At 69.9% G+C, this 14179-nt stretch carries 12 protein-coding genes; 10 read left to right on the top strand and 2 right to left on the bottom strand.

The window, feature by feature from the left end:
• Positions 1-432 precede the first annotated feature (432 nt).
• From ABT352_RS11930 to ABT352_RS11955, 6 genes are read left to right on the top strand one after another with little or no spacing between them, the layout of a single operon-like run.
• Complete coding sequence (locus tag ABT352_RS11930; protein WP_350944589.1) at positions 433-1308, top strand: STAS domain-containing protein; 876 nt, start codon at positions 433-435, stop codon at positions 1306-1308.
• On the top strand, positions 1308-1688 hold the full coding sequence (locus tag ABT352_RS11935; RefSeq protein WP_350944590.1) for an STAS domain-containing protein: 381 nt from the start codon (positions 1308-1310) through the stop codon (positions 1686-1688). The genes ABT352_RS11930 and ABT352_RS11935 overlap by 1 nt, the downstream gene beginning before the upstream one ends.
• On the top strand, positions 1685-2086 hold the full coding sequence (locus ABT352_RS11940) for an anti-sigma regulatory factor (RefSeq protein ID WP_350944592.1): 402 nt from the start codon (positions 1685-1687) through the stop codon (positions 2084-2086). Before ABT352_RS11935 ends, ABT352_RS11940 begins: the two co-directional genes overlap by 4 nt.
• Positions 2074-3084: an ATP-binding protein gene (locus tag ABT352_RS11945; RefSeq protein ID WP_350944593.1), complete on the top strand. Its 1011-nt coding sequence runs from the start codon at positions 2074-2076 to the stop codon at positions 3082-3084. The genes ABT352_RS11940 and ABT352_RS11945 overlap by 13 nt, the downstream gene beginning before the upstream one ends.
• Positions 3081-4760, top strand: coding sequence for an ATP-binding response regulator (locus ABT352_RS11950; RefSeq protein ID WP_350944594.1), 1680 nt, complete (start codon positions 3081-3083; stop codon positions 4758-4760). The genes ABT352_RS11945 and ABT352_RS11950 overlap by 4 nt, the downstream gene beginning before the upstream one ends.
• Positions 4753-6345, top strand: coding sequence for a SpoIIE family protein phosphatase (locus ABT352_RS11955; protein WP_350944595.1), 1593 nt, complete (start codon positions 4753-4755; stop codon positions 6343-6345). The genes ABT352_RS11950 and ABT352_RS11955 overlap by 8 nt, the downstream gene beginning before the upstream one ends.
• 83 nt (positions 6346-6428) lie before the next feature.
• On the opposite strand, the gene hflX is transcribed toward ABT352_RS11955, so the two are convergent.
• Both hflX and ABT352_RS11965 read right to left on the bottom strand, forming a co-directional pair.
• Positions 6429-7799 (bottom strand): GTPase HflX, encoded by a 1371-nt coding sequence (hflX, locus tag ABT352_RS11960; protein ID WP_350944847.1) that lies wholly within the window; start codon positions 7797-7799, stop codon positions 6429-6431.
• 250 nt (positions 7800-8049) lie between these two features.
• Positions 8050-8730, bottom strand: a complete 681-nt coding sequence (locus tag ABT352_RS11965) for a DUF4097 family beta strand repeat-containing protein (RefSeq protein ID WP_350944597.1) — start codon at positions 8728-8730, stop codon at positions 8050-8052.
• A 257-nt stretch (positions 8731-8987) separates the two neighbouring features.
• Between ABT352_RS11965 and aceB the strand changes: the two genes are divergently transcribed.
• The 4 genes from aceB to ABT352_RS11985 all read left to right on the top strand — a co-directional run bounded on the left by aceB (position 8988) and on the right by ABT352_RS11985 (position 14178).
• Positions 8988-10574 (top strand): malate synthase A, encoded by a 1587-nt coding sequence (gene aceB / locus ABT352_RS11970; protein WP_350944598.1) that lies wholly within the window; start codon positions 8988-8990, stop codon positions 10572-10574.
• A gap of 109 nt (positions 10575-10683) precedes the next feature.
• Positions 10684-11319, top strand: a complete 636-nt coding sequence (locus ABT352_RS11975; protein WP_350944600.1) for a DUF1016 N-terminal domain-containing protein — start codon at positions 10684-10686, stop codon at positions 11317-11319.
• Positions 11320-11404: 85 nt separating this feature from the next.
• The gene (locus ABT352_RS11980; protein WP_350944601.1) at positions 11405-12862 is read left to right on the top strand and encodes an FAD-binding oxidoreductase; all 1458 of its coding nucleotides are present in this window, start codon (positions 11405-11407) and stop codon (positions 12860-12862) included.
• Complete coding sequence (locus ABT352_RS11985) at positions 12862-14178, top strand: FAD-binding oxidoreductase (RefSeq protein ID WP_350944603.1); 1317 nt, start codon at positions 12862-12864, stop codon at positions 14176-14178. Before ABT352_RS11980 ends, ABT352_RS11985 begins: the two co-directional genes overlap by 1 nt.
• The last annotated feature ends 1 nt before the right edge of the window (position 14179 follow it).

Below are 14179 nucleotides of genomic sequence, written 5' to 3' on the forward strand. Positions count from 1 at the left end.
GCTTTTGTACGCTTTCGCACTCTCACAGTGCAGCCACCGCAGGCCGTCGGACGCAAGTTCCGCCATTGAAACGCGGTTCGCCACCACTCTAGGCTGGAACTCGGAAGTCTCAAAACGCGCCCTCCCGGCGACCCGCCCCACCTGCCCGCGGGCCTGCACCGCGGGCGTGACGGCGATCCCACGGTCACTCGCGAGCTCCGACGCCCTCGCCTCCAACGCTCCCGGTGGGCACGCGCCCTCGATGGGGACACACCCCAGGATGACGCCCGAGCAGCTCGCGGGACCTCGCGATGTGATACAACGCACAGGCCGTCCAACCTGGTCGCTCCCCCTCGAAGATCTGACCACAAGCGGCCCACCAAACCCCCAAAAAAGGTCGTAAGCAGGACGTTCCATGTAGCCTTTCGTGCGAGTTGTCTTCAGGTCGTACGCATGGGAGTTGCCTTGTCCGTCCACGCGGACGCCGGTCGGCGTCGCATCGAAGAACTTTTCCAGGAGCACGAGGCACGCGTCTTCAAGCGCTGGCTTGAGATCGCCCGTTCGTCCATCGGGGACCATGCGGAGAGCGGAAAGCTCGCCGATCAGTTGCGCGAGCTCTCCCAGGCGCTGCGTCAGTCCTTCGGGGACTCCGGAGACCTCAGTGACCTGCGCGGCCTGCTCTCCGAACTCTCCCGGGACCGTGCCCGCCAGGGGTTCACCCCGACCGAGACCGCGACCCTGGTCTTCGGTCTGAAGGAGGCCCTCTACGAGGTCGTCGAGGATGACGGCTCCCCCGAGGCCATTCGTGGTTTCATCTGGTTCTCCCGGGTAATCGACGACCTCGGCCTCTTCACCATGGAGAGCTACGCGGCGGCCAGGGAGAAGATCATCATTGACCAGGCGGAGCAACTGCTGGAGCTGTCCACCCCGGTGGTCAAGCTCTGGGAGGGCATCGTCGCGGTGCCGTTGGTCGGCACGCTCGACTCCGCCAGGACCCAGGTCGTGATGGAGAAGCTGCTCCAGACGCTCGTCGACACCGGCTCCGAGCACGCGGTCATCGACATCACGGGGGTCCCCGCCGTCGACACCGAGGTCGCCCAGCACCTGCTCAAGACCGTGGTGGCGGCCCGGCTGATGGGTGCCGAGTGCGTGATCTCCGGTATCCGCCCGCAGATCGCCCACACCATCGTCACCCTGGGCATCGAGTTCGGTGACATCGTGACCAAGGCCACCCTCGCCGACGCGCTGGCCCACACGCTGCGGGCGAGCGGCGTCAAATTCGTCAAGGGCGGGGCGTCCCGCATCGCCGTGCGGACGGTGGAGGGCTGATGGATCGCGTTCCCATCCTCAAACTCGGCGACATCCTGATCGTCTCCATCCAGATCGACCTGCAGGACATGAGCGTGCTCGCCCTGCAGGAGGACCTGTCGGAGAAGGTCGTCGAGACCGGAGCACGAGGGGTGATCATCGACATCACCGCCGTGGAGATCGTCGACTCCTTCATCGGCCGGATGCTCGCCACCATCGCGGCGATCTCCCGCATGCTCGACGCCGAGACGATCGTCGTCGGCATGCGACCGGCGGTGGCGATCACCCTCGTCGAGCTCGGCCTCTCCCTCGGCGGCGTACGCACGGCGCTCAACCTTGAGAAGGGCGTCGCCCTGCTGAACCAGATCGAAGAATCCCAGCACTTCGAGGCCTCCCGGTGACAACCGCGAAGGAACTGCCCATCAACGTCAACGGCGATGTCGTGCTGGTCCGCCAGCACGTCAGGACCGTCGCGGTGGACGTGGGCCTCTCCCTGGTCGACCAGACCAAGGTGGTGACCGCGGCCAGTGAGCTGGCCCGCAACGCCCTGGTCTACGCGGGAGGCGGGCAGGTACGGGTCGAGGTCGTCCACAAGGGCATGCGGCGGGGCCTGCGGATGGTCTTCAGCGACAACGGCCCCGGCATCCCGGACATCGAGCAGGCGCTGACCGACGGGTGGACCACCGGCGGTGGCCTGGGGCTCGGCCTCAGTGGTTCGCGTCGCCTGGTCGACGAGTTCGACCTCGAATCGACTCCCGGTGAGGGGACGTTGATCACGGTGACGAAATGGGCGCGCTGATCCACTCCCAGCGTGACACCTGGGTGAGGGCCGAGGACGCCAGCGCGATCGGCGCCCTTCGCCGTACCGCCGTGACACTCGCCGAGGCGAAGGGATTCAGCGAGGAGGACAGCGGACGAGTCGCCGTAGCGGTGAGCGAGGCCGCCTCGAACCTGGTCAAGCACGCGACCGACGGGGTCATGCTGATTCGTCCTCATCTGGAGCTGGAGTCGGCGGTGGAGGTCCTCGCGATCGACCAGGGGCCGGGAATGCGGGACGTCTCCCGCGCCCTGCGCGACGGCTACTCCACCACCGGCACGCTCGGCATCGGCCTGGGCGGCATCGCCAGGATGGCGAGTGGATACGAGGTTCACTCCATGCCGGGCCGGGGCACCGTGCTCGGTATGTACTTCGTCGCGAAGGACGCCCCGCGGCCCCCGTCCCGGGTGAGCGGCCTCACCCGCCCGATCGGCGACGAGACCGTCTGCGGCGACGCGTTCGTGATCAACGATGAGGGCTCCGTGACGACCGTGATGCTCTGTGACGGCCTCGGCCACGGCCCCGCGGCCGCCCATGCCTCCCAGGAGGCGGCACGGCTGTTCCTGCGGCACGCCGACCTCACTCCGGTCACCGCCCTGGAACGCATCCACGCCGGTCTCGGCCACACCAGGGGCGGCGCGGTCGCCGTGGCCCGCGTCGACGGCGCCGCGGGCACGGTGAGCTTCGCCGGCCTCGGCAACGTCTCCGCGTGGATCGCCCACAACGACGGCCGTCAGGGGATGATCTCGGTTCCCGGCATCGCCGGTCACAAGGCCAGGACCCTGCGCCAGTACGAGTACGTCCTGCCACCGCACAGCGTCGTCCTGCTCCACTCCGACGGTCTGTCCGAGCGGTGGAACATCACCTCCTACCCCGGTCTCGTCACGCGCCTCCCCTCCGTCGTCGCCGGCACGCTGCTGCGCGAGGCCGGGACCCGCAGGGACGACGCCTGCGTGGTCGCCGTCAGGCCGGGCACATGACCGGGGACGAGCTGATCCAGATCCAGATCCGGGACGACCAGGATGTCTTCGCCATGCGAAAGCTGGGCCGTGAGGTGGCGGAGAACGTCGGGATGGAGGCCCAGGACCAGATACGGGTTGCCACCGCGCTGAGCGAGATCGGCAGGGAACTCGTGGAGGCGGGGAGCGACGCCTTCGTCGCCTTCCGGCTGGAGCGGGACGCCCTGCTCATCGCGGTCGACTTCTCGAAGGCCGACTTCCGTCCTTCCGACGGCATGACCCTGGCGGGGCGTCTCGTCGACCGCATCGAGCTCGATTCCGCCGAGGGAAGAATAAGCATGGTCAAACGGCTCCCGCAGGGCCGCAAGCCGAGATTCTCGGCGGAGGAGATCCGCGCCAAGCTCGCCGCGGTCGCGCCCACGACGGCCCTCGACGAGCTGCGCAGGCAGAACCGCGAACTCGCCGAGACCCTGGAGGAGGTCCTGCAGCTCAACACCGAACTGCAGGAGACCAACCAGGGAGTGCTCGCGCTCTACAACCAGCTGTCGGAGGAGCTGGAGGAGACCAACCGCGGCGTCGTGGCGCTCTACGCGGAGCTGGACGAGAAGTCCGCGCAGCTCCGGGCGGCGAGCGACGCGAAGAACAGGTTCTGGGCCACCGTCAGCCACGAGCTGCGCACCCCCCTCAACTCGGTCATCGGCCTGGTCCGCCTTCTGGTGGGCCCCGGCGGGGAGCCCTTGGCCGACGAGCAGCTCCACCAGATCAACCTCATCGGCTCCTCCGCGGAGACGCTCCTTTCACTGGTGAGCGAGTTGCTCGACATGGCGAAGGCCGAGGCGGGCAGGCTCGACCCTCAGCCGTCCATGGTCGACCTGACGGCCCTGGCCGAACGGCTGCGCATGACGCTGCGCCCCACCACCGGCCACGACGGGGTGCGGCTCACCGTGGAGGTCTCGCAGGCACCGACGGAAATGCTGGTGGACGAGGTGATGCTCACCCGGATCCTGCGCAACCTGCTCACCAACGGACTGAAGTTCACCGAGCAGGGCGAGGTCAAGCTGGAGGCGAGGCTGGAGGAGGCCACCCAGGATCTGGTCTTCACCGTGACCGACACGGGGATAGGCGTGCCCGAGGAGCATCTGGAGCGCGTCTTCGAGGAGTTCTTCCAGGTTCCCGGGCCGATCCAGGTGCGAAGCAAGGGGACCGGGCTCGGCCTGCCGTACGCACGTCGGCTGGCGGAGGCGATGGGCGGCTGGCTGCACCTGACCAGCGTCGCGGGCTCAGGCACCACGGCCACCCTGAGGCTGCCCTACCGGCACGACGGTGCCCCCGTGGTCGACCGGTTGCTCGTCGTGGACGACGACGAGGAGTTCCGCGCCGTCGTGCGCCGGATGCTCACCGGATTCGCCGCCCACATCGACGAGGCCTCCGACGGCCTGAGGGCACTGGAGTTGATGGAGGAGAACCCGCCGGACGTCGCCCTGGTGGACCTGCTGATGCCCCGGCTCGACGGCACCGCGCTGATGCTGCGGATGTCCGACGACGAGCGGCTGCGCCAGGTGCCGGTGATCGTCGTGACCGTCGCCACGGCGCGCCAGATCCCCGAGGGGGCGCACATGATGGTCCCCAAGCACGGCCTCCGCCGTGACACCCTGCTGGAGGCGATCGAGAGCGCCCTGGGACACGTCGATGACTAGGAACGCCGCGAGGAAGGAGGCGACCGTACTGGTCGTGGACGACACCCCGACCAAGCTGTACATCCTGTCGAGCTGGCTGCGGCGCTCGGGGCACCAGGTCGTGCAGGCCACCGGCGGCATGGAGGCACTCGCCAAGGTGCGGGAGCTCCTCCCCGACCTCGTCATCCTGGACGTACGGCTGCCCGACATCAGCGGCTACGAGGTCTGCGAGCAGATCAAGGCGGACCCGGCGACGTCCTCCATCCCGGTCATCCAGATCTCCGGTGCCGCGATCGCCCCCGCCGACCGGGCCCAGGGGCTCGAACGCGGGGCGGACGCCTACCTGGCGGAGCCGGTCGAGCCGGACGAGTTCGCCGCGACGGTCGAGGCCACGCTGCGCTACTACCGCGCCCGGCAGCGGGCCGAGCTGATGGCCGGACGGCTCGCCGCCCTCACCGAGGTCACGCTCTCCATGAACTCCGCCGAGACGTTCGACGAGCTCCTCGCCACCGCCGTCGAGGGAACCTCACGGATCCTGGGGCGGCACGCGGGCGCGCTCGCCCTGCCCCCCGACGGCCGGACCCGCAGGTTCGCCGCGACTCCTTCGGAGAACGTCGCCCAGGCCAAGGTCGCGGCGCCGGACACGCTGCCCAGGCTGAGCGCGATGTCCCTGGGTGCCGCCGCGGGCACCCAGGTCCTCACGGTGCCGGCCGCCGAGTGGATGAAGTTGATGCCCGACGCGACGCTCGACGGTGCCGTCTCGGCGGTGATCTGCCGCACCAAGCTGGGCAGGCCCCCCGTCTATCTCGGGGTGGTGGAGACGCCGCCGCTCGACCCCGACGAGTCCAACGTGCTGCGCCAGCTCGGCCAGGCCCTCGCCCTCGCCGTGGACGCGCTGCGCGCGTACGCCGAGGAGCACGCGATCGCCCTCACCCTGCAGCGCAGCCTGCTGCCGGCGCGGATCCCCGAGATCCCCGGAATCGCGATCAGCTGGCGGTACCAGCCCGCGGTCGACAACGTCGAGGTCGGCGGCGACTTCTACGAGGTCCTGCGGATGGACCACCGGGTGCTCATCGCCATCGGCGACGTCCAAGGGCACTCGCTGCTCGCCGCCACCGTCATGGCGGAGTTGCGCCACGCGCTGCGTGCCTCCGTCATCGGCGCCCAGGATCTCGGCGCGTCGATGGCGCTGCTCAACAACGTGCTGCGGCGCTACCACCCCGGCATGACCGCCACCGTGGCCCTGTTCCTGATCGATCCGGTGACCGGGGAGATGGAGATCTCGAACGCGGGGCACATCCCGCCTCTCGTCATCGCGGACGGCCACGCCCGCTACCACGCTCTGGGCAACCTCCTGCTGGGGGTGGCCGAGGAGACCTACCGGGTCGACCGGGTGAACGTCCCCGAGGGAGCCTCGGTGCTGCTGTTCACCGACGGGCTCATCGAGGACCGCGACAAGCTGCTCGACGAGAGCCTGGAGATCGTACGGCACCTGGCGGAGAGCCTGGAGGGAGACCAGGAGGCCTTCTGCGACCGGCTGATCGAGCGGTTCGGTGCCAGGGAGGACGACGTGGCGCTGGTGATGTTCCGGCGCGAGAAGCGCTGAACGACGTCCGGGAGACGGCGGACGCGCCCGGATGTGCTAGATGCGCCGTACCGCCTCGGAGAGGACGGTACGGCGCACTGGCGTCAGACTGCGGTCTCGACCGGTTTGGCGGTCTTCTCCAGCTCGGCGAAGAGGCCGGGCAGGACCCTGGCGTGCAGCACCGTGCCGTCTCCGGTGTGCTCGACGCCGAGGACCTCGCCCTCCTTGTGCGCCCTGGAGATCAGGTCGCCGCGCTCGTACGGCACGAGAAGCCTGACCTCCTGGTCGAAGCGGGGCAGCTCCCGCTCGATCGCGGCCCTCAGCTCGTCGAGTCCGGCGCCGGTGCGGGCCGAGACCACGACGGTGTGCTTCTCCTTCGCGGTCAGCCGGGCCAGCACCACCGGGTCGGCGGCGTCGGCCTTGTTCACGACCACGATCTCGGGGATGTCGCGGGCGCCCTCGATGTCGCCGATCACCTCGCGTACCGCGGCGAGCTGCGACTCGGGGTCGGGGTGCGAGCCGTCGACCACGTGCAGGATCAGGTCGGCGTCGCCGACCTCCTCCAGCGTGGAGCGGAACGCCTCGACGAGCTGGTGCGGCAGGTGCCGGACGAATCCGACGGTGTCGGCGAGCGTGAACAGGCGGCCGTCGGGCGTGTGCGCCTTGCGGACCGTCGGATCGAGCGTGGCGAACAGGGCGTCCTCGACCAGCACCCCCGCGCCGGTCAGCCGGTTCAGCAGCGAGGACTTGCCCGCGTTGGTGTATCCGGCGATGGCCACGGCGGGAACCTCGCGCTGCAGGCGCCGCGAGCGCTTGGTCACGCGGGCGGTGGTCATCTCGCCGATCTGGCGGCGCAGCTTGGCCATCCGCTCACGGATCCGGCGGCGGTCCAGCTCGATCTTGGTCTCACCGGGTCCGCGGCCTCCCATGCCGACGCCGCCCGCGGCGCGACCGCCGACCTGGCGTGACAGGTTTCCACCCCAGCCTCGCAGGCGCGGCAGCAGGTAGTTGAGCTGCGCGAGCTCGACCTGCGCCTTGCCCTCGCGGCTCTTGGCGTGCTGGGCGAAGATGTCGAGGATCAACATGGTCCGGTCGATGACCTTGACCTTGACGATCTCCTCAAGCTGGCGGAGCTGGCCGGGGCTCAGCTCTCCGTCGCAGACCACGGTGTCGGCACCGGTGGCGGAGACGATGTCGGCGAGCTCCTGCGCCTTGCCGGAGCCGATGTAGGTCGCGGTGTCGGGCTTCTGCCTGCGCTGGATCAGACCTTCCAGGACCTCCGAGCCCGCGGTCTCGGCGAGGAGCTTCAGCTCAAGGAGGGAGTTTTCCGCGTCGGTCGACGTACCGGAGGTCCAGACGCCGACGAGGACGACCCGCTCAAGCCGCAGCTGGCGGTATTCGACCTCGGTGACGTCTTCCAGCTCAGTGGAGAGGCCCGCCACCCGGCGGAGTGCCTGGCGCTCGGCCAGGTCCATCTCGCCGTTGTCGAGCAGGTCGTCGAATCGGTCGATGTCCAGCGGCTCACGAGTGTCTATGTCGTCGCTCCATTCAGATGGTTGGTGCGTATGCGTTCTTCTCACAGGAGAGAACGCCCCGACACCCCGGGTCTCTTCCCCTTGATGGTGCCACGGGAACCTCTCGCCATCACCTGGTTATCACCGCCTCGCCCCGGCGTGCCGCGAACGCCCCTGGTCGGGGCGCCGGGAACGGGTCGGACACGCGGCCTCAGGGAAGCCGGACCGAGGCGTCGCCCGAGCCGGTCCGCAGCGTGACCTTGCGGGGCGAGGAGGGGTCCCTGACCACCTCCACGGTCTCCTGCCCCGAACCGGTGTCGGTGGTGACGTCGTAGCCGCCCTTGGGAAGGTAGGCGACGACGTCGCCGGAGCCGGTCTCGATCCGCACCTCCTCGGGCGCGGCGGAGAACCTCGCCTCGACGTCGCCGGAGCCGGTGTCGGCGACGAACCGCTTGGAGGTCAGGGCGCCGGCCTCGATCTCGCCGGAGCCGCTCGTGGCCTCAACCTCCCCGGTGAGCCCGCGCATCGTGATGGTGCCCGAGCCGGTGTCGAGTTTGGCCGTGAGGCCCCGCGGGATCTCGACCTTGTAGTCGACCGAGCAGTTCCCGCGGCATTCGTAGCGCAGGGTGAGCGTGCCGCCGTCCACCGGGTGCCGGAGGGTGGGCTTGTCACCACGCCAGTGGATGGTCTCGGTCACCCGGACGGCCTCCCGGTCCGACTCGGCGACCACGATGTCCCCGGAGCCGGTGGCGACGTCCAGGGCCTTCAGCTCGCCGGTGACGTCGTAGGAGACGACCTCCTGCTGCCGGTCGCGGAAGTCGAGTGCGCCGCACCCCGAGAGCACGAACACCGACCCCAGGATCGCCCCTGCGACGACCATGTTCCTCTTCATGTGCTCAGTCCTCGACCTTCCGGGAAACCTTCGCTTCCCAACCGACGTGCGACGGGTTCGTCCTCTCCCTCTGCCGACCTGCCGAGGGCGCTGACCCAACTCTGGCCGAGCCCGCCTCCCAGATCATCGGGGAACGCCCGGATCGACCCCTGAGGGGGACCCTGCCTTTGACCGGTGACCGGCCCTGAAGTAGCGTCGATTCCACAATTCAGAATTACTTTTCCACCATATGGAAATCCGCGAGGAAAAGAGGACCCATGGACGGCGTTGAGATCGGCGGCCCCCTCCAGGACCGCTTCGAGGAGATCCTCACGCCGGAGGCACTGGCCTTCCTGGCCACCCTCCAGCGCGAGTTCGACGGCCGGCGTCTGGAGCTGCTGGAGGCCCGCCAGACCCGCCAGGCGGAGCTGTCGGCGGGAGGCACCCTCGACTTCCTGCCCGAGACCCGGCACGTGCGTGAGTCCGAGTGGCACGTCGCCCCGCCCGCCCCCGGCCTGGTGGACCGCCGCGTGGAGATCACCGGCCCCGTCGACCGGAAGATGACGATCAACGCGCTGAACTCCGGCGCCAAGGTGTGGCTCGCGGACTTCGAGGACGCCAACGCTCCCACCTGGGAGAACACCGTCAACGGCCAGCTCAACCTGCGCGACGCGCTCGATCGGACCCTGGACTTCTCCGCCGGGGAGAAGAGCTACGCCCTCAAACCGGACACCGAGCTCGCCACCATCGTGGTCCGGCCCCGCGGATGGCACCTGAACGAGAAGCACCTCACCTGTGACGGCAGGCCGTTCTCCGCCTCCCTCGTCGACTTCGGCCTCTACCTCTTCCACTCGGCGCAGCGGCAGATGGCCAAGGGCAGGGGCCCGTACTTCTACCTGCCGAAGATCGAGTCACACCTGGAGGCCCGCCTCTGGAACGACGTCTTCGTCAGGGCCCAGGAGCTGCTCGGCATCCCCCACGGCACGATCCGGGCGACGGTGCTCATCGAGACCTACCCTGCCGCGTTCGAGATGGACGAGATCCTCTACGAGCTCCGCGACCACTCCGCGGGGCTCAACGCCGGCCGCTGGGACTACCTCTTCAGCGTGATCAAGAAGTTCCGCACCCGGGGCCGCGAGTTCCTGCTGCCCGAGCGCAACGCCGTGACGATGACCGCTCCGTTCATGCGGGCCTACACCGAGCTGCTGGTCCGCACCTGCCACCGGCGCGGGGCCCACGCCATCGGCGGGATGGCCGCGTTCATCCCCTCCCGCCGCGACCCCGAGGTCAACAAGGTCGCCCTGGAGAAGGTCACCGCCGACAAGACCCGCGAGTCCGGCGACGGTTTCGACGGCTCGTGGGTGGCGCACCCCGACCTCGTGCCGATCTGCCGCGACGTCTTCGACGCCGTCCTGGAGGACCGGCCGAACCAGCTCCACCGCCTGCGCGAGGACGTCTCCGTCTCCGCCGCCGACCTGCTGGCGGTCTCCAAGACCCCCGGCGACATCACCGAGGCGGGGCTGCGCAACAACGTGGACGTGGCGCTGCGCTACCTGGCCGCCTGGATGGGCGGGCTGGGCGCGGTGGCGATCCACAACCTGATGGAGGACGCGGCGACCGCCGAGATCTCCCGTTCCCAGATCTGGCAGTGGATCCACAACGGCATCGAGCTCGCCGACACCGGTGCCGTGGTGACCAGAGAGCTGGTCGAAAAGATCATCGACGAGGAACTCGCCAAGATCAAGGCGGAGCCCGGCTACGACGAGGCCCGCTACGGTCAGGCCACCGCCCTGTTCAAGGAGGTCGCCCTCGACGACGACTTCGCGGAGTTCCTTACCCTCCCGGCCTATGCGCGTATGCCGTGACATGGCCGGCCCGACAGTGCGAAATCCTCATCCCCCGGCGGGGATTCCTCACTCCGGGCGGTCCTCGCGGACGGATGCGGACGCCGGGCTCAGTGGATACTTTGCGTGCATGAGCGATGACAGGAACGGCGAAGGAGCCGACCAGGGCGAGTACGCGGCGCTGCTCGACGCCGTCAAACGCGAGATCATCGGCAGCAGGGGACGGGTGGCGCTGCTCACCACCGACACCGAGCTGATCCGGCAGTACTGGCGGATCGGCCGCCACATCCTCGATCGGCAGCCGGACGACGACTGGGGCAGAAGAGCGGTGCCCCGGCTCTCGACCGACCTGCGCGGCGCGTTCCCCGAGGCGATGGGGTACTCGCGGACCAACCTCCTCTACATGAGGGCCTTCGCGGCCGCCTGGCCGGACTCCATCCCGAGGACGACCCGGCCGATCCCCTGGGGCCATCACATCGTCCTGCTCGACATGCTCGACAACAGGGCGACCAGGGAGTTCTACGCGCGCAAGACCGCGGACGAGGGGTGGGCTAGGGGCGTCCTGATCACGATGATCAAAGGACGGCTCCACCTGCGCGTCCGGCACTCCCCGCCGGGCCCCGTCCACACGCCGCCCTCCCCCGACCGCCGTACCCCGCAGCGGGCGCCCGGAGAGCCCTGCTTCTCCGGCCTCGTGGACGACGGCCCCAGACACGGCAGGAACGCCGGCGCCGCCGCGCTGAGTGAGAATTCGAGACGAGGATGACAAGAACGGCGTCCTCGATCGGCCGATGGAGGCCGGCGGGCACCGGCGACAGCGCCGGGACGCCGGGCACGCCGGAGGAGGAGCGATGTCGACGAAGACCCTGGACGAGCCGGCCCGCAGGTTCGAGGAACTCCTCGGACCCGGGTCGGTCATCACCGATCCCGTGCGGCTGCGCACCTACGAGTGCGACGGGCTGACCCACCACCGGGTCACCCCCGGAGTCGTGGTGCTGCCGGAGAGCACCGAGCAGGTCGCGGCCGTGGTGAGGATCTGCAACGAGTACGACCTGCCGTTCGTGGCCAGGGGCGCCGGGACCGGACTGTCGGGCGGTGCCCTGCCACGGGCCGACGGGGTGCTGGTCGTGACCTCGAAGATGCGGCGGATCCTCTCCGTCGACCTGCCGAACCGGAGGGCGACCGTGGAGCCTGGGGTCACCAACCTGGCGATCACCGAGGCCGTCCGCGACCTGGGCCGCTACTACGCGCCCGACCCTTCCAGCCAGCAGGTCTGCACGATCGGCGGCAACGTGGCCGAGAACTCCGGCGGCGCCCACTGCCTGAAGTACGGCTTCACCGTCAACCACGTGGTCGGCCTGGAGATCGTCACCCCTGACGGTGACATCGTCGAGCTGTCGGACACCGATCCCGGATACGACCTGCTGGGCGCGTTCATCGGCTCCGAGGGCACCCTCGGTATCGCGACCAAGGTCGTCGTACGGCTGAGCAGGCTGCCGGAGGCCGTGACGACGCTGCTCGCGGCGTTCGAGGACATCGAGCGGGGCGGGCAGGCGGTGTCGGCGATCATCGGCGGAGGCATCGTGCCCGCCGCGATCGAGATGATGGACGCCCTCGCCGTCGAGGCGGCCGAGGCGGCCGTGGCGTGCGCCTACCCGGAGGGCGCGGGGGCGGTGCTCATCGTGGAGCTGGACGGCCCCGCGGAGGAGGTCGCGCACCAGTTCGGCGAGGTGACACGGCTCTGCCGGGAGAGCGGCGCGTTCGAGATACGGGTCGCCGACGACCCGGCGGAGCGGGCCGCGATCTGGCGGGGCCGCAAGTCTGCGTTCGCCGCGGTGGGCCGGATCAGCCCCGCCTACATCGTCCAGGACGGTGTCGTCCCCCGCACCGCGCTGGGCGGGGTGCTGGCGAGCATCGACGCCCTCTCCCGCGAGTACGGCATCAGGGTGGCGAACGTCTTCCACGCCGGTGACGGCAACCTGCACCCGCTGGTGCTGTTCGACGACGCCGAGCCGGGTGCGGAGGAGAGGGCGGAGATCGTGTCGGGGAGGATTCTCGACCTGTGCATCGAGCACGGCGGTTCCATCACCGGCGAACATGGCGTCGGTGTGGACAAGTCACGATATATGCCGAAAATGTTCTCTGACGACGATCTCAACACCATGCAGCTGGTGCGCTGCGCCTTCGACCCCCGCGGCCTGTCGAACCCGGGAAAGATCTTCCCGACCCCCCGGCTGTGCGGCGAGGTCCCCGGGGTCCGCAAGGGCGCGCACCCGCTGGTCGAGTCGGGACAGGCGGAGCACTTCTGATGGGAGCACCGCTGGAGGCACCGTTGACGGCACAGCAGGCACAGGAAGCGCAGAAGGCGCTGCGCGCGACGGGCGTGACGATCCGGGAGGCGACCTCCGACGACGCGGTGGGCGGGGTCTCGCCACGCTGGGTGGCCCTGCCGGAGAACACCGGGGAGGTCGCCGCGCTGATGCGCGTCTCGGCCGCCCACGACCTGGCCGTGGTCCCGGTGGGAGACGGCACCAAGCTCGGCTGGGGCAATCCCCCCGAACGGTGCGACCTGCTGATCGACACCTGCTGTCTGCTCCTCGGGGACGGAACCGCGGTCGAGCACTCCTCGGGCGATCTCGTGACGCGGGTCGGCGCGGGACTCCCCCTCAACGTCCTCAACGCCACGCTCTCGCGGTCGCGGCAGGAACTCGCCCTGGACACGCCCCTGGGCGCCGGCACGGTCGGCGGCACGCTCGCCACCGCGGTCGCCGGCCCCCGCAGGTTCCGCTACGGCACCGCCCGCGACCTGCTGATCGGCATCACGGTCGTGCTGGCCGACGGCACGATCGCCACCTCGGGCGGCAACGTCGTCAAGAACGTCGCGGGCTATGACCTGGGCAAGCTCTTCACCGGCTCCTACGGCACGCTCGGCGTCATCACCGAGGCCACCTTCCGCCTCCACCCGATCCCCGCCGACCGCCGGTGGGTCACCGTGGACCTGCCCGCCGGCGGACCGGGTTCCGCCGGTTCCCCCGCGAGGGACGGACTGGACGCGCTGGACGCACTGGTCGCCGAGCTCGCGGCCTCGCAGGCCGAGCCGAGCGCCGTCGAACTGGAGTGGCCGGACATCACCGGCGAGGCCACCGTCTGCGCGCTCGTCGAGGGAGTGGCGGCCGATGTCCGCGCGGAGGCCGTGCGCACCTCGATGGACGAGTACGGGAGCGCGCGGATCACCGCCGAGGCGCCCGCCTGGTGGTCGGTGCCGCCCGGCGAGGAGGTGCTGCTGGAACTGCGGGTCCCGCCCGCCGCGGCCTGCCCGGCGCTGCGCGCGGTCGCCGCACGCGGGCTGCCCGCTCGGGTGCGCGGGTCGGTGGCCTCAGCGGTCCTGCTGGCCGCCCTGCCGGGGGACGTCGGCGAGGCGGAGTTCTCCGGGTTCGTGACGGGCGTACGCGACGACCTGCGGCGGCTCGGCGGCGCGCTCACGGTGCTCGCCGTGCCCTCCGCTCTCGCCCGCGGGATCGACCGCTGGGGTCCCTCCGGCGCCCTGCCTCTGATGCGGCGGGTCAAGGAACGGTTCGACCCCGGCCGGAGGATGTCCCCCGGCCGGTTCGCGGGAGGGATCTGAC

It is taken from the genome of Streptosporangium sp. NPDC000563, assembly GCF_040299985.1.
In the GTDB taxonomy this organism is placed as follows: Bacteria; Actinomycetota; Actinomycetes; order Streptosporangiales; family Streptosporangiaceae; genus Streptosporangium.

What these genes read in the sequence shown, in the direction of transcription:
- ABT352_RS11975 (WP_350944600.1), top strand. Translation starts at nt 10,684, where the DNA reads ATGAGCGATGACAGGAACGGCGAAGGAGCCGACCAGGGCGAGTACGCG.
- ABT352_RS11945 (WP_350944593.1), top strand. Translation starts at nt 2,074, where the DNA reads ATGGGCGCGCTGATCCACTCCCAGCGTGACACCTGGGTGAGGGCCGAG.
- hflX (WP_350944847.1), bottom strand. Translation starts at nt 7,799, where the DNA reads ATGGACCTGGCCGAGCGCCAGGCACTCCGCCGGGTGGCGGGCCTCTCC.
- ABT352_RS11985 (WP_350944603.1), top strand. Translation starts at nt 12,862, where the DNA reads ATGGGAGCACCGCTGGAGGCACCGTTGACGGCACAGCAGGCACAGGAA.
- ABT352_RS11935 (WP_350944590.1), top strand. Translation starts at nt 1,308, where the DNA reads ATGGATCGCGTTCCCATCCTCAAACTCGGCGACATCCTGATCGTCTCC.
- ABT352_RS11950 (WP_350944594.1), top strand. Translation starts at nt 3,081, where the DNA reads ATGACCGGGGACGAGCTGATCCAGATCCAGATCCGGGACGACCAGGAT.
- aceB (WP_350944598.1), top strand. Translation starts at nt 8,988, where the DNA reads ATGGACGGCGTTGAGATCGGCGGCCCCCTCCAGGACCGCTTCGAGGAG.
- ABT352_RS11930 (WP_350944589.1), top strand. Translation starts at nt 433, where the DNA reads ATGGGAGTTGCCTTGTCCGTCCACGCGGACGCCGGTCGGCGTCGCATC.
- ABT352_RS11980 (WP_350944601.1), top strand. Translation starts at nt 11,405, where the DNA reads ATGTCGACGAAGACCCTGGACGAGCCGGCCCGCAGGTTCGAGGAACTC.
- ABT352_RS11955 (WP_350944595.1), top strand. Translation starts at nt 4,753, where the DNA reads ATGACTAGGAACGCCGCGAGGAAGGAGGCGACCGTACTGGTCGTGGAC.
- ABT352_RS11965 (WP_350944597.1), bottom strand. Translation starts at nt 8,730, where the DNA reads ATGAAGAGGAACATGGTCGTCGCAGGGGCGATCCTGGGGTCGGTGTTC.